The sequence below is a fragment of the Spirosoma pollinicola genome (assembly GCF_002831565.1).
Classification (GTDB): domain Bacteria; phylum Bacteroidota; class Bacteroidia; order Cytophagales; family Spirosomataceae; genus Spirosoma; species Spirosoma pollinicola.
In genome coordinates this window covers 1,275,118-1,294,572 of the sequence record NZ_CP025096.1, presented here as the reverse complement: position 1 = coordinate 1,294,572, position 19,455 = coordinate 1,275,118, and the positions used below count along the sequence as shown (strand labels likewise).

13 protein-coding genes are annotated in these 19,455 nt (G+C 49.4%); 3 read left to right on the top strand and 10 right to left on the bottom strand.

Annotated elements, in window-relative coordinates; all coding sequences use genetic code 11:
- The first annotated feature begins 157 nt into the window (after positions 1-157).
- Together CWM47_RS05645 and CWM47_RS05640 are read left to right on the top strand one after the other, a co-directional pair.
- A complete protein-coding gene (locus CWM47_RS05645) occupies positions 158-1,078 on the top strand; it encodes an alpha/beta hydrolase (protein WP_100987003.1) in 921 nt (306 codons plus the stop codon).
- A gap of 47 nt (positions 1,079-1,125) precedes the next feature.
- Entirely contained in the window at positions 1,126-2,109 is a 984-nt protein-coding gene (locus CWM47_RS05640) for an alpha/beta hydrolase (protein WP_100987001.1), read from the top strand.
- A gap of 14 nt (positions 2,110-2,123) precedes the next feature.
- On the opposite strand, the gene CWM47_RS05635 is transcribed toward CWM47_RS05640, so the two are convergent.
- The 10 genes from CWM47_RS05635 to CWM47_RS05590 all read right to left on the bottom strand — a co-directional run bounded on the left by CWM47_RS05635 (position 2,124) and on the right by CWM47_RS05590 (position 16,631).
- Positions 2,124-3,077 carry a hypothetical protein gene (locus CWM47_RS05635; protein ID WP_100986999.1) on the bottom strand — a complete coding sequence of 318 codons (954 nt, stop codon included), beginning with the start codon at positions 3,075-3,077 and terminating at the stop codon, positions 2,124-2,126.
- 65 nt (positions 3,078-3,142) lie between these two features.
- Positions 3,143-4,354, bottom strand: coding sequence for a glycoside hydrolase family 88/105 protein (locus tag CWM47_RS05630; protein WP_100986997.1), 1,212 nt, complete (start codon positions 4,352-4,354; stop codon positions 3,143-3,145).
- 41 nt (positions 4,355-4,395) lie between these two features.
- On the bottom strand, positions 4,396-6,123 hold the full coding sequence (locus CWM47_RS05625) for a glycoside hydrolase family 43 protein (protein WP_100986995.1): 1,728 nt from the start codon (positions 6,121-6,123) through the stop codon (positions 4,396-4,398).
- 10 nt (positions 6,124-6,133) lie between these two features.
- Entirely contained in the window at positions 6,134-7,144 is a 1,011-nt protein-coding gene (locus CWM47_RS05620) for a pectinesterase family protein (protein ID WP_100986993.1), read from the bottom strand.
- 4 nt (positions 7,145-7,148) lie between these two features.
- Positions 7,149-7,904, bottom strand: a complete 756-nt coding sequence (locus CWM47_RS05615; protein WP_100986991.1) for a rhamnogalacturonan acetylesterase — start codon at positions 7,902-7,904, stop codon at positions 7,149-7,151.
- Between the two features lie 10 nt (positions 7,905-7,914).
- Positions 7,915-9,570, bottom strand: a complete 1,656-nt coding sequence (locus CWM47_RS05610) for a glycoside hydrolase family 28 protein (RefSeq protein ID WP_100986989.1) — start codon at positions 9,568-9,570, stop codon at positions 7,915-7,917.
- 82 nt (positions 9,571-9,652) lie between these two features.
- Positions 9,653-11,296, bottom strand: a complete 1,644-nt coding sequence (locus CWM47_RS05605; protein ID WP_100986987.1) for a RagB/SusD family nutrient uptake outer membrane protein — start codon at positions 11,294-11,296, stop codon at positions 9,653-9,655.
- Between the two features lie 21 nt (positions 11,297-11,317).
- Complete coding sequence (locus CWM47_RS05600) at positions 11,318-14,635, bottom strand: TonB-dependent receptor (protein ID WP_240625725.1); 3,318 nt, start codon at positions 14,633-14,635, stop codon at positions 11,318-11,320.
- A 217-nt stretch (positions 14,636-14,852) separates the two neighbouring features.
- On the bottom strand, positions 14,853-15,884 hold the full coding sequence (locus CWM47_RS05595) for a FecR family protein (RefSeq protein ID WP_100986985.1): 1,032 nt from the start codon (positions 15,882-15,884) through the stop codon (positions 14,853-14,855).
- A gap of 168 nt (positions 15,885-16,052) precedes the next feature.
- Entirely contained in the window at positions 16,053-16,631 is a 579-nt protein-coding gene (locus CWM47_RS05590; protein ID WP_100986983.1) for an RNA polymerase sigma factor, read from the bottom strand.
- A 632-nt stretch (positions 16,632-17,263) separates the two neighbouring features.
- On the opposite strand from CWM47_RS05590, the gene CWM47_RS05585 reads away from it, so the two are divergent.
- A complete protein-coding gene (locus CWM47_RS05585) occupies positions 17,264-19,447 on the top strand; it encodes a DUF5916 domain-containing protein (RefSeq protein ID WP_240625724.1) in 2,184 nt (727 codons plus the stop codon).
- The last annotated feature ends 8 nt before the right edge of the window (positions 19,448-19,455 follow it).

Here is a 19,455-nt window from a genome sequence, read left to right as displayed (position 1 = left end):
CTATAGTGATTAAATCAAAGCTTTATAAAAGCCATATTGGACTGATTATACAGGAATGTTATTGTATGAAAAGTAGGTTGGAAGCGGCTGAATCAGGTTTCAGCTAATAAAGTATCTAGTTAATCCAGTGATTTCAATCTTACCCTCTCTCGAACGTATGCGCACCATTGGGTTACTCATTATCCTGCTGATAATCTCAGAGAACTACGTTACAGCACAGGACTTTATACCGCTTTGGCCCGCCGGTAACATGCCGAATACAAAAGGTATGGCGCTACAGGATAGTATTGCCAATGAGCGGGTTTACCGGGTTGGGACGCCGGGAATGTATGCCTTTTTCCCATCAGCGCAGGAGAACAAAGGGGCGGCTGTCGTGATTTGTCCGGGTGGTGGCTACGAGCGGTTGGCCTATGTGATTAGTGGTTGGCAATTGGCTAAATGGTTCAACACAATGGGGATAAGCGCCTTCGTCCTCAATTATCGACTACCAAATTCGCCAGACCTGAAGCAGCGGGAGTTGGGGCCATTACAAGATGCGCAGCGAGCGATACGATTTATCCGCGCTAATGCCAAAAAATGGGGAATCAGGCCCGATCGGATTGGGTCTATGGGTTCATCGGCGGGCGGACATCTGGCAGCACTGCTGGCAACAAATACAACCGATGTATCGGCCGTCAGCGATTCCATTAGCCGCCAGTCGTTCCGGCCCGATTTTGCACTTCTTATTTCGCCCGTCATAACAATGGGCCAATATGCGCACGCGGGTAGTCGAAAAAATCTGTTAGGACCCAACCCGTCGATCGACTTGTTGAAAACCTATTCGCTGGAAAACGCAGTAACGACCACCACTCCTCCCTGCTTTTTGACGCATGCCTACAATGACACGGTCGTTGATCAACGAAATAGTCTGCTATTTTATCAGGCGTTGATTGACAAGAAAATTCCGGCCAGTCTGCACATATTTCCACAGGGTGGTCACGCCATTGCGCTGCGTAACAATCCTGGATCAACGCAACAATGGACGACCTTGTGCGAAAGCTGGCTACGCGAAATGAATCTGCTTACCGATGTAAAATAGATTGCAGAATTACTAAACCAACTATTGACCGCCTAGAGCAAACCTCAATGAATCAACGCCTTATCCTGCTCCTTATCACAGCACTGGCTACTAACGTTACCTATGCCCAATTAAAGCCAACGGGTGGTCGGGATACGTCATTCACCGTGCTAGGCTCCTATCTGCGCGAGAAAAAATACCATCCCAACATCACCCTGGCCAATTCAACGTTGCCAGCCGGAGTTCTTATTGATAAAGAGATCACGTTCAGTTCACCCAGTGCGGGAAGAAATCTTAAACTGGATGTTTACACTCGACCAGCCGTGTCCGGAAAGACCCGGCCGGCTATTGTCATGATTCACGGCGGGGGCTGGCGGTCTGGGGATCGGTCGCACAATAACTCATTGGCCGGACAACTGGCTGCTAACGATTTTGTGGCCATTCCGGTCGAATATCGGTTATCGACGGAAGCCTTATATCCAGCCGCCGTTCAGGATATAAAAGCGGCCATTCGCTGGGTCCGGGCTAATGCGAAGAAATACGGTGTTGATCCCAACCGAATCGCGGTGCTGGGTTTTTCGGCGGGGGGACAGTTAGCGGCTTTGGCAGGCACTACAAACGGACAAGCGACTTTTGAGAGATCAGGGGGCAATAAACGTTATTCAAGTGCTGTTCAGGCTATTGTCGATATTGACGGTGTGCTGGCTTTTATTCATCCAGAATCGGGTGAGGGTGATGACTCGAAGTCAATTTCGGCGGCTACATACTGGTTTGGTTATTCCAAAACGCAACGTCCCGATTTGTGGCAGGAAGCATCGGCGCTTAATCACATTGACAAGCATACTCCCCCGATTTTGTTTCTGAATAGTTCCGTAGATCGTATGCACGGCGGGCGTGACGATCTGATTAAAAAATTGACCAAATTCGGCATCTATTCAGCCGTGCATACGTTTCCTGATGCGCCCCATACGTTCATGTTTTTCAATCCGTGGTTTACGCCAACGCTAACGTATACAACTGATTTTCTGAACCGGGTATTGCCGACAAAATAGATTGGGGCAGCGCGTCAATTCGGCACTAGCCGACCCTGAGCATCCTCCACATGCAGACGGTTCAGATCGAGGCCATCCAGAACCAGTACGCCCTGTATTGACGATTGCTGTTTGGGGTCCTGCTTCCACGACCAGACCAGTTTACCGGCAGGGTTATATTCCAGTATTTGCGTCCCACCGGCTCCATGATCGGGACCGTGCCCCTGCCAGTTAGCGACGACCCAATTTCCATTCCTGAGTATTTGAAAACCAGCAAAAAAATGTGGATTTACTATGGGCGGACCGCTAATGCTATCTACCCAAACACCTTTTTTGTCGAATCGCTGGAAATTGGCCGAGTAGCCTCCACTCACCAGCGTATAACCGTTGCCCAATCGCTGGGCCTGCCAGGCGTGTTGTGCTTTGACTTGTTTCGTAAGCTGAGCCTGCCAAACGACAGTTCCATCGGGTTTGCCTTCAAACACCAGGTCATTGGCCGTAAGTAGAAAATTACCATCAATGGTTTCCCGTATCAGTCGGACATAGGTGAAATCGGGGTAATTGATGGTTCGTTGCACCACGTTATTCTGATCCAGTTCAAGTAGTACAATGCCTTTCTTCCCCTGCCAGTTCAGGCCAACCAGCATTATATGACCATTGCGTAAGCGACGGGCAGCAATGGTTCCGTCGAATGTGGTCAATTCGGCTACTTTATCGCCCGTTTTAATATCCCGCTCCTCATACCCTTTGCCGGTGCCAATCATCACCCGTCCTTTCCCTACCAATTGTAGATCCCGACCCGCCGGAATGGTGACAAAATAGTTTCGTTCAGGATGAGTCAGGTCGATATAATTCAATTTGGAGAGACCTTCGTCGCGCAATAACAACTGCCGGGACGGGTACTGATCGGAGGATGGTTGCGCGGCAGCATGCAGATAAATCAGCACAAAAAGGGCAGACAACAGGCTACTGGTGAGATTCTTGTTCATGCATTAAAACGTTGTTTATGCGGGAGGATTTTGGGTTAAAATCGATAATACTCACGAACAGACTGTTATTGCTTCTTCGCGTTCATTTCTTCAAACTCAAGAGCCAGCATGATAAAAGGCCCAACAGATTTAGGATCATTGTCCCGTTTCGCTTCTTTACAATAATAGTCATACGAGCCATCACGATAGGGTGTACCGCCCAAACCAGCGCCTGCGCAGGCATCCGTTATGGTGATTTGCCCCGAAGGCTCCGTTTTGATGAAATGCAACAGAATACCATCGTATCCTTTCCGGGCAACACGTGCGTACTTCTGATCAATGTAGCCCTTTTTTGCAGCTTTGATCAGGAAATAAACGAACATGGTGGAGCCGGAAGATTCCAGATAGTTACCATCCTGTTTGCCTACATCCATTACCTGATACCAGAGTCCTGTTTGTGGGTCCTGATAATTGGCCAGTGTTTGTGCCAGCTGATTCGCAATAGCGACAATTTGTTTTCGTTGCGGATGGTCTTCAGGAAAATAATCCAGAACGTCGACTAACGTCATCGCGTACCAGCCCATACCACGCCCCCAAACGTGGGGCGATTTTCCGGTTTCCTTATCTGCCCAGCGCTGTTCTTTGCTTTCGTCCCAGCCGTGGTAATACAGCCCCGTTTTCGGGTCTTTGTTGTGTTTGTCGATGAGGAGAATTTGATTGGCTACGTCGGCAAACAACGTAGGTTCGTTGAAGACCTGTGCATACTGAGCCAGAAACGGTGAGGCCATATACAATCCATCGAGCCACATCTGGTGAGGATAATGCTTTTTATGCCAGAATCCACCTTCGCTTGTGCGCGGATGAGTCAGCATCTGGCTCCGCAGTAATCGAAGGGATTTCTCGTATTTTGGGTCATGCGTTTTTTCATATAGCGCAAACAGGAACTTGCCGGAGTTAACGGCATCGATGTTGTACTGCTCCAGCGTGTAGGTCTTTATCGTACCGTCTGGATTGATCATATCGTCGGCGTATTCCTTAATGTATGCGTAATATTTTTCATCGCCCGACTCTTTCCATGCCTGTTCGAGCGCACTACATACCAGACCATGACAGTAGTTCCAGCGGGGCACTTTCGAAAAGTCGAGCATCCATCCTTTGGGGTTGCGTATCATATCTGAATCGGCCATCCGGACCGACCAGGGTTTATCGGAAACTGGTGTTTTTTTCGTGGGTTGTGCCCAAACAGAAATCGTCAATAGAACCAGTAAAAGGGTTGTGGTAATTACCGTTTGTTTCATTCGACAGGTTGTTGTTTAACGAATCCAATATATACTTACTATCAGAGCTTTGTGCTGGAAACTGCCTCTACCCGGAACCAGTCGAAGTCGGCGTAGCCCGAGTCATTGATCTGCGTTTTCCGAGTGCAGAAGATGCCCATCTTAGCCCCAATCCATCGGCCAACTTCGGCCTGAAATACATCACCGGTTTTCGTAAAACTTGTGCCGTCAAGGCTATAACTGAACTGGCATTTCGCTCCTTCGGCCACCTCCACCCGCAGGTATACGGGCGTACCCGGATTGATTCGCGTAATCACTGTCTCGACTTCCGCTTTTCCGTCGGCGGCTTTTTTACAGACGCCATGCACCAGGGTCAGACCTTCCTTACTACTTTTTAGCACCAGATTGGCGTAACTCAATCCCATGATAATCAGGCCAGCCTTTTCATTCTCTAGTTTTGGGTTTGGCTTGAAAAGCACCTTCGTGGTAGCCATGAACGTTTCAGCAGGAAATTTCTGCATCAGCAGATTTGGCACATCCCAATTGTTTTTCGCGTCTTCCGGTGCTTTATAGGAATACAACCGCAGAAATCCATAGTCACTCCCGGATCGCCGGCCGACCGTATGCCAGATACCTTTTGGATTCGCCTGCCACTGCCATTGGAAGCCGAGCTTTGGGCTGTTGAACTCATCCGATTCGGCGGGGGTAGCCATGGGATAGGTTTTACTAACCGAGGGTATGGAAACCCGTACCGGCGGACCGGTCGGTTTTTTATACGTTAGTACCGGTTCTCCTTTGCCGTCACCATCTATATCTATGCCAATAACCGGCCAGTCATTTACCCACTTCATGGGTTGCAGATGTACAACCCGACCGTAGGCTTCCTTGTCCTGAAAATGCAAAAACCAGTCTTCGGCGGGTTTGCCATTGACAGCATTCGTTGTCACCCAGGCTCCCTGATGCGGTCCATTGATCGGGCTTTTCCCCTGATCCATCACAACTTTCCGTTCGTAAGGACCATAGATATTTTTTGACCGTAACACCAGTTGCCAACCCGTTGAAACACCGCCGGCTGGCGCAAACAGATAATAAAACCCATTGCGTTTGTATGCCTTTGGTCCTTCGATGGTTGGGTCCGTTTCGTGACCATCATACACAACGACGCCTTCATCCAGAACCTCAGTACCTGCGGCATTCAGCTTTTTGACGGTGAGAATACTCTTGATACCGGCACGGCTGCCCGCCCATCCATGTACCAGATACACATCGCCATTATCATCCCAGAGCGGACACGGGTCAATAAGCCCCTTTCCCCCTTCAACTATAACCGGATCCGACCAGGGACCAGCCGGATTGGTCGCTTTGGTTAGATAGATACCAAAATCCGGGTCAGGATAATAGATATAGAACTCATTGTTATGGTATCGGATAGACGGTGCCCAAACCCCGTTGCCATGCTGCGTTTGCTCAAAATGGTCAATTGGCGGCTGGCGTTTCAGGGCATGACCGATTATAGTCCAGTTTACCAAATCGTTCGAGTGCAGAATGGGTAAGCCGGGAATGGCATCGAAGCTGGATGCTACGAGATAAAAATCGTTGCCTGCACGGCATACGTCCGGGTCCGAATAATCGGCGTTCAGAACGGGATTCTTATAGGTACCGTTGCCCTGATCGGAAACCCATACGTTCGACACCGATGGCGTTATTGAAACGGGTTTGGACCGGATGGCCTGTGCAGCAACCGGAAGTGTTGACAGGAAAAATAGTCCGGCGAGTGGGATCGAATTCATAAAGGCAAGCTTATTTGGCAGTCGGCAACCAGGCCGACGGTCCTGAAAAGATGGTTGTTAACGTGTAGCGCTGGGCTTCTTTCGACGAGAGCTGCTTTGACCACACGGCCCGCTTCGACGAATTCCCACCCGGACCTGTGCTACCCTGTTCGGCGTATAACACCGTTTGTTCGTTTGCTGCATTACCCCAGTTATCCCAACCTACTGGCAGGATATGGCTTCCCATCTCTGTCCGTATAAAAATAGTTCTGGCTTTATAGCGCCAGGGACGCCCCAGATAAACTTTTTGGGCAGCTGCATCAGCGATTAGTTTGCAGTCCAGAAAAACGAACCCGTAGCGTTGATAATCGGGCGTAGCAGCCGCCGTAATAAACGAGTCCGATAGGCTCTTGATGGTGCAGGACTGAAAGACGGATATCGATTTGCCAAAAATAAAATCGGTTGTCCCTTCAATGAAGCAATTTTCGTAATACTGACGACTGCCTTCGGCTGCCGCGTAAAGGGTATCCTGATTACCCAGCAAAATGCAGTTTTTACAGGTAAACCGATCCCCGTCAACGTGTAGTGCCACGGCCTGGCCAACTCTTCCGGCCGTGTTGCGGATGGTCAGATTTTCCAGTTTCGTGTCCGGCGCATCGACGAAGACCGTATACGATGTGTACGTGCTGTATTGGTCCTTGCCAGTCCCGTCTTTCCCGCCCGGAAAAGCTTTCCCGGAATAATCGTCGCCCGTTATAATCACCCCTTCCCTGCTTTCGCCAATGATATGGATGTTCGGTTTCCAGGACGGAATGACCAGCTTTTCGGTATATACTCCATTCCTGACGTAGAGTGTAACCCGCACCTGCATATGATCGCGGAAACTGTTGACGGCTTCCTGAATGGTTTTGAAGTTACCGCTCCCGTCCTGGGCCACGGTAACCGAAGCGGGAGACGTAGGGGAAGCCTGCGGGGCTGTCTGGGAAACAGCAACTTTTGCCATTAGCAACAGGGCAACTAGTAAACGGAGTCTATTTGACATTGAATTACTTCGTTTGACGATTTACAATTCGATTGGCCAGCTCCAGTTTCAGAGACTTCATACTGGCCAGCACTAATCCGGCCATTTTACGGGCACCGAGTTCACTAAAATGAGTGTTATCTTCCTTCCCTTCAGGATAGTTAGGATGTTCTCCCGGCTCTAACTGGAGAAAGAGAAGTCTGGACTTTTCGACACCGAATGTTTGCAGCAACTCCTGACTTTGCCGGTCTAAATCGATCAATGGCGTTGCGGACTCGGTTGCCACTGCACGTACTAGTTCAGAGTAGACGGTATGCGTTCCTTCAATCTTTCCACTCGCGTCGAATTGCCGCCGGGCAACGGGTGTGATGAGTACGGGAATTGCTTTTCGGGCCCGGCTTTCGGTGATGAATCGAATCAGATTTTTCCTGAACTCTTCTTCCGTCGTATAACTTTTCTTGGTTTTCACCTCGTCATTGTGGCCGAACTGAATCAGCACATAGTCGCCTTGGTGTAAGCTGTCGACCACCGGTTGCCAGCGATTTTCTTCGATAAACGTTCGGGTGCTACGGCCGTTTTGCGCCCGATTGTCGACGGTTACACTCTCATCGAAAAAATAGGCGAAGGGCATTCCCCAACCCGTTTCGGGATAGGCTTTCACCTGTTTTATGGACATGGTCGAGTCGCCAATCAGATACACGGTAATCTTGCCGGGTGGTGGGGTGTACGCGGAAAGCGTCAGCAGGCCAAACAACGTCCATACCCTTCCAAATAATCTCATAGTCAATAGTTTATTTGATCGAGGACAGAATCAGGTTTTTTTCCAGCGCGCCCTTGCTAAACTCGGCTTTGGTTTTGGCCTTGGCTACATCTGTATTTTTTACCTGAATGTTCTGGCTACGTTCGCCAAGTACAGAAAACAGCAGACTGGCCTGAGGGTCGTATTGAATGGTGTCGAAAGTCAAGTTACTGCTGTTATCGACCAGAATAACGGGCTTCGTGCTTTTGGTGATAAGCCGGACATTGGTAAAACGGATACCGCTCGCATCGATCAGCTCCACCCCTTTATCGGCTTCCAGCACCATCTTTTCCATCGTTATATTTTTAACCGCCATTTCGGGCAGTCCGCGAATAAATACGCCTTTCTTCGCGCCATTGCAGACAATGTTCTCAAACTTCATATCCCGAAAAACCGGCGTTCCTTCGTTGACGACCGGACGTTCATCGCGCTGTCCGTCTGTGGCGAATTTGACGAAGTAATACAGGTCGAAGAAGATGGCCTCCCCACCGATATCCTTCATAAAAATATCTTTAGCGTAGATATGCTCTACCACCCCGCCCCTACCACGTACTGATTTGAACCTCAACCCTTTGTCGGTACCCATAAACGTGCAGTTCGACACAAAAATGTATCGGGCTCCACCGCTCATTTCACTACCCACCACAAACCCGCCATGTCCGTTATAGACCGTGTTATTGCGGATGATCCCATTCTCGGTTGGCATGCCCCGCTTGCGTCCTTCCTCATCCTTACCGGATTTGATACAGATGGCATCATCGCCCACATCAAGCGTACAGCCTTCGATCAGAAAGTTCTTGCAGGACTCGATATCCATCCCATCGCCATTCTGGGCGTATTCTGGGTTTTTGGTGGTTACATTCCGTATCGTAAGATCCTGGCACATCAGAGGGTGCATACACCAGGCGGCCGAGTTCTGGAACGTAACGCCTTCCAGCAGCACTTTTTTGCAACTGGTCAGCACGACCAGATTTGGTCGTAAAAAGTCTTTCATGTCCTCGAAACTCGATAGCGGCTTCTCAGAAGATAAGAGCATACTCCGGCTCTCGGTGCTCACCTTTTTGAACTGCTCGCTGGGATACCAGGTCGTGCCATCGTCTTTCAGCACCCCGCCTGAGGTTACTTTCGCCTTCCATTGATTTTCTGTCAGTTGCCCTTTGTTGACGGCCCGCCATACATCGCCATTGCCATCCACAATTCCCTGTCCGGTGATAGCGATATTTTCCAGATTCGTGCCTGAGATCGGCGATTGATTCCGGGCCGCGCGCTTTCCTTCGTATACGCCTTCTACCAACGCATATTGGCTTTTGTCGGGGGTAAACAATAACAAAGCCGACTTATTCAGATGCAGATTGACATTACTTTTCAACTCGATGGGACCGGTCATCCACAAGCCACCCGGCACCACGACAACGCCCCCTCCTTTTTGACTACAGGCGGCTATGGCCGTGTTTATCGACTTCGTATTCAGCGTCACGCCATCGGGTCTGGCACCATACGAGAGAATCGATATTGTGTCTTTCCGAAACGTTGGCTGAGCAATCTTCGGGAGATTCGCCCAGCTATAGGTTGGTGTTGATTGGGCCTGAGTAGCAAACGGAACCAGAGTGGCGAATACGAGGCTGAGAAATTGATAACGTCTAGTCATTGTCTTTTATAGTCTACCTGCACTTTTCGAAAAAAAGAAGCGTGCCGGCGGCTTGGCCTGCCAGTACGCTTCCAGATAAATCCTATTGATAGCCCTGATTTTGCGTAAACTCCGTCTTGTTGGTAATGGCATCCAACTGTGTTTGTGGAATTGGCCGTAACACCTGAAAATCCTGAAGATTGACCGCGTTGTCGGGAGCATTGGCCCGAATGCGTTCCAGCAATTTACCGGTACGTTTCAGGTCGAACCAGCGTATTTGCTCGCCAGCCAGCTCACGAGCGCGCTCATCCAGAATGAAATCGAGGGTTACCTGAGCGGGCGTAATTTGCATAGCGGCTGCTTTACCGGATTTTGCGGCCCTGGTGCGCAGTACATTGATATAATCAGCCGCAGCCTGCAAGTTGCCAAGTTTCATCTGAGCCTCGGCAGCAATCAGGTAAACTTCGGCCAGCCGGATTACAAACACATCGCGGGCGCTCTGAGCTTCGTTCAGACTGGCGCGGGTAGGGTCCATAAATTTCGACAGGCTGGGGTAGCGCAAATTATCTTTTGCCGTTCCGTTGGCGTTATAAATCTTGCTCCGATCGTATGTCTGGTATTTACGTGTCGCTTCAAAAGCATCCGGAATTTCTTTTCGGCTGCAATAAACGGCCGTATCACCCAGATTCATACCCGCCGGGCGCGTAGTGGCGTTGGCAAACCAAACCTCGTTAAATGAACCTTCGTAGCGGGCGTCATTATCGCCATAGAGGTCGAGCAGGAAGCGCGTTGGCATGTAGCGGTTGAACGGCCGCCCGTTCTGAATGTCACGCGTCATGCCGGGCCGGTCATCGTACTTCATCAGAAACAGCAGGTGTGCGTTGTTACTTCCCCGCCCGTGACCGTAGGGATTGAATGTTGTGTTGACCAGATCATTAAGCGCCAGATTCACCGAGTAATCCACTACATAGATGGCTTCTTTGGTTTTCAGATTACTCATTTTCCACAGGTCGGCGTAGTTGGCTTCCAGCTTGTAGTTCGTATTCGCCAGGACAGCCTGCGCCATTTCCAGCGCTTCTTTATTCATGCCGCGCGTTAGATACATACGGGCAAGAAACGCCTGTGCGGCCCCTTTCGTCACTTTGCCGTACTGTGGCTGTGTAATGGGCAGATTGGCTGCGGCTATCTTTAAATCCTCAAAAATCTGATTGTAAAACGTTTCTACGGGTGTCCGGTTAGCCGTAGAGACAATGCCATTCGTTTCCTGCGTCGTGAAGTGTACACCACCCCAGGTCTCAACAATGTGCCAGTAATAAAAGGCCCGAAGAAACCGCAGTTCGCCTTCACGAATGGGTCGTAACGTAGCCGACAGGCCAGCTTTGTCGATCCGGCTTATGCCGCCATTGCAAAGATTGATCGCAGCGTAAAACTCCCGCCATTCGTTAGCCAAAGCAGTATTGCTTCCCTGAAGATTGAGGTATTGGGTCAAATCGCGGTAAACTTCCCCTGTTCCACTCGTCCAGATATCGGTTCCCGTTTCAGCAATATTATACCCTTCTTCTTTCCCATACCACCAGCGTTGATATGAATAGGCCGCATTGACTAGTGTTTCGAATCCTTCGGGTGTCGTATACACGGTTTCGGCGGTCAACCCACTGGGATTATATTCTTCCAGTGCGTCTTTACACGAGAAAAGGGTTAGCAGAGACAATGTCAATAACCCCGTTTTTTTTAGGAATGCCTTCATGATCGATTTACTATTTTCGGGTTATAGATTGACGTTCAGGCCAAATACATAGAGCTTGGTCATAGGGAAGTTTTCAGAACCACCCCGCTCCGGGTCGTAGTTCAGCCTGGTAAACGTGAACAGGTTCTTGCCCGTCACATAAAGCCGTACCCCACGAATGGCCTTTGGCAATACTTTAACCGGCACATTGTAGGCCAGCGTAATATTCCGAATCCGGGCGAAAGTACCATCTACGTAGCCTAGAGTCGACAGGTATTTCAGACCACCATTCTTATTGGGCCGTGGGTAGGCATTGGTCGGATTTTCGGGTGTCCAATAGTCCAGACCTGCCGTACTGTTGCCAACACCCTGTTGATCGAAGCGGGCCGAGCGATCGGAGTTAATCATCTGTCCGATACGGGCATATAGGAATACATTCAGATCAAATCCTTTGAATTTGACGGTGTTGTCGAAACCGCCACTCCATTTGGGCCGGGGTGTTCCCAGAATAATCCGGTCATTGACGGCGTCGATCTTTCCGTCGCCGTTCTGGTCTCTGACTTTTATTTCGCCGGGTAGCTGGGTTGGCGAGAGTTTCGTGGCCAGATCAGCTTCGGAAGTTTGCCAGATACCCAGTTTTTCGTAATCGTAATACACGCTGATGGGCGAACCGACAAACCAGCCATTACCAATGTCATTGCTGCCCGTCACCAGTTCGGTAATCTCTTCCTTATTTCTGGTGAAGGTGACGTTGCTGGTCCAGCTTAGGCTTGACGTTCGTATGTTGGTGCTTCCCAGTGTAACTTCGACACCCCGGTTGCGGGTTTTGCCAATGTTTTGCTTCACCGTCGTCACCCCGGTTGTTGGCGGCAGACCACGGTCCAGCAATAGGTCCTGCGTGCGGGTATCGTAATAATCGACGGAGGTGTTGATTCGACCATTGAACAATCCGAAATCAAGGCCTATATTTTTCGTATACGACAGTTCCCAACCCAGGGCCATATTACCCACGTTCCGGGAGAACGTGTAGGCGGGGGCTGCCGCTTCATCATAACCAAAGGCGATCCGGGTCAGCGTCGTTTGCGTAGCATACGGACCCGATGGATCATTACCGGCCACACCGTAGCTAGCCCGTAGCTTCAGATCACTAAACCCCTTGACACCCTGCATAAACTTCTCTTCGATGATGCGCCACGCCAGGGCCGCCGATGGGAAGAACGTCCATTTGTTACCCGGGGCCAGTTTCGATGAACCGTCTTCACGAGCCGTCACCGTGAGCAGGTACCGATCCCGGTAGGCATAATTTAACCGACCAGCAAACGACACCAGGTTGTTTTGCGTATAAGCTGAATTGATCTTGATTTCCTCCGTGGCACTGCCGATGGAATAGAACAACTGCGACGGCAACAACTGGTTAACACCCGATGCCGATGAATTGTCGGATGAATTACTCAGGTAGCTGGCAATACCTGTTAAGGTAACGGCATGTTGGCCCAACGTTCGCTGGTAGGTCACTACGTTTTCCCAGTTCAGGCTCCGGCTGCTGCTGGTGTTATAAGTCGCCAGTGATTTACCCGTGAGGGAGCGGTCAATGGATTTCGGCGATGAATACGCTCCATCCCGAATAGAAGACAGATTCACACCTAGAGTACTCCGAATCATCAGGCCTTTCAAAGGCGTCAACTCCAGGTAGCCGTTCGTTAACACCCGGGTTGTCAACACGGTGTTATTGAATACGTTGGGCTGTTCGTCGGAGAGTGGATTAGCTGTTTGGCCATCCAGCATGATGTAGTTAAAATTGCCATTGGCATCGTACAGTGATCCAAGCGGGCTGATTTTATTGGCCTGGTTAAGCGGATCTCGCCGAACGCTCTGGTTATAATAGGTCAATTGACTTTGCAGACCGATTTTCATCCAGTCGTTAATCGTAAAATCAACATTGAGTCGTCCGGTATAGCGCTTCAGCTCATCCAGTTTCAGAATTCCTTTTTCATTGAAATAATCAACTGATACATACGACTTTAATCGGTCGGTACCGGCCCGAATTCCGACCTGATAATCCTGTTGCAGGCCATTATGAATCAGCGCATCCTGATAGTCAGTCCAGAGGCCTTTTTGTAACGCATCATATTCAGCCACATTCGTAAAAATAGCGGCATCATCGGCCGGACTTTTCCAGACGCCACCCGCCCGCCAGGCTTCCCGTTTGAAATCCCGGAACGCAGTGATGTCCATCGCCTTCGGATACATCGTTGCCTGCGAAATTCCGGAATAGGCATTGAACGATATGTCTGGTTTGCCCGAACGACCTTTTTTTGTGGTGATCAAAATAACCCCGTTCGACCCCCGCGAACCGTAGATCGCGGTAGACGAGGCATCTTTCAGCACATCCATCGTCTCGATATCGTTGGAGTTGATATCCTCCAGATTGCTGTACTGAATACCATCCACAATAATCAGCGGGGAGTTGTTGCCACCAATGGAGCGGTTGCCGCGAATCGAGATGTTCACCCGGGCACCCGCCTGACCACTACTTCGGGTGATGTCGGCACCGGCAATTTTTCCCTGAGCCGCTTCCAGAACATTGGATGTCGGCACTTCCTTAAGTTGCTCGCCTTTGAGTTGAACAACGGAGCCGGTCAAATCTTTTTTACGAACAGCACCATACCCGATCACGACAACTTCGTCCAGTGCAGAAACGTCGGGGGTCATTGATACGCTGATGCTCGCCTGACTACCCACCGGCACGTCTTGACTTTGATAACCGACAAACGAAAAGGTCAGTACTATGCCATCTCCATCCGGTATCGTTAACTTGAATTGTCCATTTGCGTCCGTTGTCGAACCGCGATTAGACCCTTTTACAACAACACTTACGCCCGGTAACCCTGTTTTTTTCTCGTCGGTTACGGTACCCGATATCGCGCGGTCAGCCGCTTCGCTACCTACGCCGATACGTGTGTGTGATTCAGAATCGGCTTCCAGCACAATTTGCCCACCCACCAGTCGATACGTCAATTTCAGCGGCTTAAGTAAATCGATCAACGTTTCGTTCAGGCGTTTTTCGGTAACGGCAATCGTTATCGGCTGATTGATGTTGATCGACTTCGAACTATACACGAAACGGGCAGCCGTCTGCTGTTCAATTTGCGATAGCACTACGCGGAGCCGCTGGTTTTCGACCTTGAGCGTAACCGTTCGGTTCATCAAATCCTGTCCATCCCTATTGAAGGCGAACGAAAAATTCATACAGGCTACCAGCAGAAAGAGTTGAGCAAGCGATAAATTCAGAAACCGCATCAGCCGGGTAGCAGGTCGGCTCGGCGAGTAGCCTGTACGTACAGGTTCTCTTTTTTTCATACCTTTAAGGGTTTTGTTAGATGGTCAATCGACAAAATAATCCATTCAATCGGCGTATGATTCGCAGTCTGTCCGCCGATCGTATTTGGAGCAATTCGGCGCTGGTTCATGTTGATCGCATGACCAGCGTTTTTATGAAAACGCGTGTATTGAAGACAGTCAGGTCATAGGCAAGTGGATTACGAAAAAGTCGTTTATTGTACTGATGAATTGGTTCCTAGATACACCCCTTCCCATTGATCAGGATTGTGGTTCCCTTAATTTCGTACGTGGATTTTAGTGCTGCGCAGATGATATCCAGTTGCGTGTAGAGTGGCTGATTAGTCAGATCGGCGGTAAGCGGACAGTTTTTCAGCTGATCGTTTACAACGTCGATATTGATTCCATACGCTTGTTCGAGCGTTGCCAGAACCTCCGCCAGCGGTGCATCGTCAAACTGGAACGTCAATGGTTTCTGGTCACTGACTACTGGCTTAATAAGTTTGGGGGAGTCGACGAGTCCCGTTACCAGGTGATCCTCTCTACTGTAAAACGTAGCCGTCTGATTGGGACTCAGAACAACCCTATTTGGTGAGGCTTCCTTCTCCTCTTCCTCTTTGTAGACCGTAACCCGACCCGTAACGACTTCCACTCGTACTTGGCTGTTAGTCAGCAGCGTTCGAATGAAGAAGCTGGTGCCCAATACTTTTGTCACAACCTTATCGGTGTGGATATAGAACGGGCGGGATGGCATCTTTTGAATCGAGAAAAATGCATCACCCGTCAGGTACACCGTTCGGTTTTCGACGGCGAAGCGTTTAGGAAATCGAAGCGAACTTTTAGGCGCCAGTTGAACGGTACTCCCATCTTCCAGGCGTATCGCCAGAGGTTGGGCCGACTTGTTCGACCGTTCAATCCAGTCCGTTTGCGAATTGGCGGTGAGCGGATAAATGGATTTCAGATCAATGGGATTCTTCGCATAGAACCAGATACCAACCAAAATGAGCGATGCCGCAATACCTAGCCAACGATAGCTAACTGTTCGGATTGGTATAACCGGCGTCTCGTCAGCCAGTTCGTTGGTATCCATTTTTTGTTGTATCTGATTCCACAGACGACCTTCCAACTCAGCTAAATCGATTTCCTGACCTGACTCACCGGTTTCCGTCTCCAGCAGGCCGTACCAATGTTCAACAAAAAGCTTTTCCCGGGGTGTACATTCACCGCGTAGATACTTTTGTAAAAGCTGCCCAAACTTCTTCCGGCTCATTTGACCTGTAGTCCTAGTTTCTACTGAGTAAGTCAACCAGACAGGTCGAATGCCGCAAATAGTTTTATTAATTAGTTAAAAAATGCAATATAAGAGCTTAAAAAAGAGTATATTCCTAGAAAAAATTATAGTACATAATGATACGGCGGTAGGCGTCACCATCCAGTCTCACAGAAACAAATTCATAAATAGACCGATCAACAGGTAATCGCGGAGGTAATGACGGAGCGTTTTGATGGCCTTGCTGATGTGGTATTCGACCGTCCGCTCCGGAACTTTCAGTTGGGAAGAAATCTCTTTGACGGTCTGGCATTCCAGGCGACTCAGGCGAAATATTTGACGGGTCTTTTCTGGTAAATCAGTCAAATGCTGCTCCACGGCATTCATCAATTCGTCCAGATCCATCTGATCGTCTGTCGTAAATAATGCTTCGTTGTAGGAGGCAAACGCATAGCCCGCGTATTTTTCCTGAACCAGCGTTGCCTTTATATGATTAATGATAGCGTATCGAATAGCGGTAAACAAATAGGCATCTAACCGATCGATTCGTAACGACCCACGGCGTTCCCATAAGCGAAGGAAAATATCCTGGACAAGCTCTTCCACAGCCTCCAGATCTTGAACTTTGCGTCGGGCAACATTGTACAGTTTTTTCCAATAGCGCTGGTAAATCTCTCGAAAGGCCATCTGATCTCCGTTCCTGAGATAGATAACCAATAGTTCGTCAGGTAGCGATTTATAATTCACAATAGTTGGAGGAAAGATATTACAGGATTCAACTAGTACCCAGGAAAAGCAAGCAAAAATACGATAGTGTTCGTTTTTGTACTTTTACAATAAACACCGTATTCTATGCCTTTCAGCAGAATGATATTTCCTCTTTTAATGTCCATCCATTTATTAAATTTAACAAATATTTTATTGTTCTTTTCTATGCAATCGTTACCGGGAACGTTGCCAACGAGTCAATCACCTTAGTTTTTCCATGTTTTGCTAGAAATATTTCAAAAATTTAAATCAGTAAGTAGCGTTCGACATTAGGTTGATTATTATATTTTATCAATAAACGAACATGCAACTAGCTCGAAATTTTGCAGATTCATATATATAGTAATCCCGATTGATTAAACTAACAACCGGCCGCTGAACAACCCAATCGACCGCCCATTTAAAAGAACCCAGCTGTCCCTTGCCCTCCGTCACAGCGTGTGGATCAAGCCCGTGAACTGCGAGCCAGAGTGACTAAGCCGGAACAAGAACTGGACGTGGCTGAAGTCATCGAGTTGAAGTAATGAGTCAAATCAGACTCCACTCCATCTGGAGCGATTTGCGAATGGCGGTAACCGCCGTAGCTTTGTCTGCATTATAAACTCCATTTTATGATTCCATCTATCGGCAGGTTTTTTATGCTGTTCACGGCTCTACTATTGTCAGTTAAGAGTTCGGGCCAGTCCCTCCTTGTCGCACCTACCGATTCTCTGATCCGCATCGACGGAGACCTGTCTGAAGCAGCTTGGCAACGGGCCACTATCGCCGGTAATTTCACACAGAATTTCCCCAACGATACCCTTCCGGCTTACAACCGGACCGAAGTCCGGATGAGTTACGATACTCATTTTTTATATCTGGCCGTTGTCTGCTACGATAAAAATCGGGAGAAATCGTTTATTGCCAGCTCGTTGAAACGGGATTTTATGTGGGATACCAATGACAATTTTTCCGTCTATTTCGACTCTTTCGGCGATCGCGTTAATGGCTTTACTTTTCAGCTGACACCCTTGGGCGTGGAGCGGGAAGGGCAAATCTACAACGGCGAACAGGTGGCACCCGAATGGGACAACAAATGGCGATCGGCGGTGAAAGTATTTGCCGACCGATGGCAGGGCGAAATGATGATTCCGCTTAAGACAATTCGATACCGAGCCGGGGCGCGCTATTTTCTGGCCAACTTTGTCCGAAACGATGTCAAAAACAACCAGCGATCGGCTTGGAAACGGGTACCCGTTGCGCAATCGCCCTCGTCACTGGCCTTCGCCGATACCATTCGTTTCGCCACACCACTTCCCGCGCCGGGTCCCAATCTGTCTATTATTCCCTACCTCAGTGGCCGTCTCATCGACGGCCGCAATGAAGGTGGAACGCAGAATTTTGCCGGGGGCATTGGCTTCGACGCTAAAATCGGAATTACCCCCTCGCTGAACCTGGACTTAACCGTTAACCCTGATTTCTCGCAGGTAGAAGCTGATCAGCAGGTCACAAACCTGAGTCGATTCGAACTATTTTACCCCGAACGAAGGCAGTTTTTTATTGAGAATCAGGATCTGTTTGCCAACTTTGGCTCGACGCGGTCACGGCCGTTTTTCAGTCGGCGGATCGGCATCGGGCGCGACACAAGCGCGGGCATTATCGTGCAAAATCCGCTATTTTATGGGGTCCGGCTTAGCGGTAAAGTGAGTAAAAACTGGCGCGTTGGGCTATTGAACACCCAAACGGCTAGCCAAGCCGAAAAAGGCATTCCAGGCGAAAACTATACGGTGGGTGTGGTCCAACGCCAGGTGTTGGGCCGATCGAATATAGCCGCGATTTTAGTGAACCGCCAGAGCATGAGCCAGCAATCGGACAGCAGCCGGTTTACGCGCATCGGCGGACTGGACTATACGCTCCAGACGGCCAACAACCGCTGGACGGGAAAGCTCTTTTATCACCAGGCCATCAAGCCTTATAAACTCATGGATGCCCATACCTACGGGGCTAACCTGGGCTACACCAGTCGAAATTTTTCGGCCATTGGCTCCTATGATTATGTCGGCACGAACTACCTGATTAATGATATTGGCTACGTGCCTCGCCTGGGCTACTGGCGGTACGGCGGTGAAACGACAACGACGTTTTACGTCCCGGGAACGCGCCGAGTCATTTCGCATGGAACCTACCTGAGCGGTAGCCTGATCCAGAATCTGGGTGGCCGTATTACTGACCGTGAAACAAATTATGGTTACTCGGTACAATTCAGGAATACAGCCGATGCCTATGCCGGGTACTTTACAGGCTACACGTACCTGTTTTTCGCCTACGATCCAACCAACTCCGATGGTCGCCAATTAGCCGAAAACACAAGCTATCAGGTTCGGGGATTTTTTTGGCACTATGGCTCCGACAAGCGCAAACGCCTGAACGCCCAGATCGAGGGAAACATGGGTCGCTACTTTAATGGTACCAACGCCAACATTGTGGCTACGACCCAGTACCGGTTCCAGCCCTATGGTACTTTAAGCCTATCGGCAGAGTACAATGACATTCGCTTGCCGGAACCTTACAAATCAGTGCGTTACTTACTGCTTGGTCCCCGCGCCGATCTGACTTTCAGCCGCCAGGTATTTCTGACCACGTTTATGCAGTTCAATAACCAGACCAACAACATCAACCTGAATGCCCGGCTGCAATGGCGTTACGCACCCGTTTCGGACCTGTTTGTTGTGTACCAGGAAAATTACCTTCCCGGTTCGTTGGCCAGCAAAAACCGGGCCCTGGTCGTCAAGCTTTCTTACTGGTTGAATGTGTAAACCGTCGA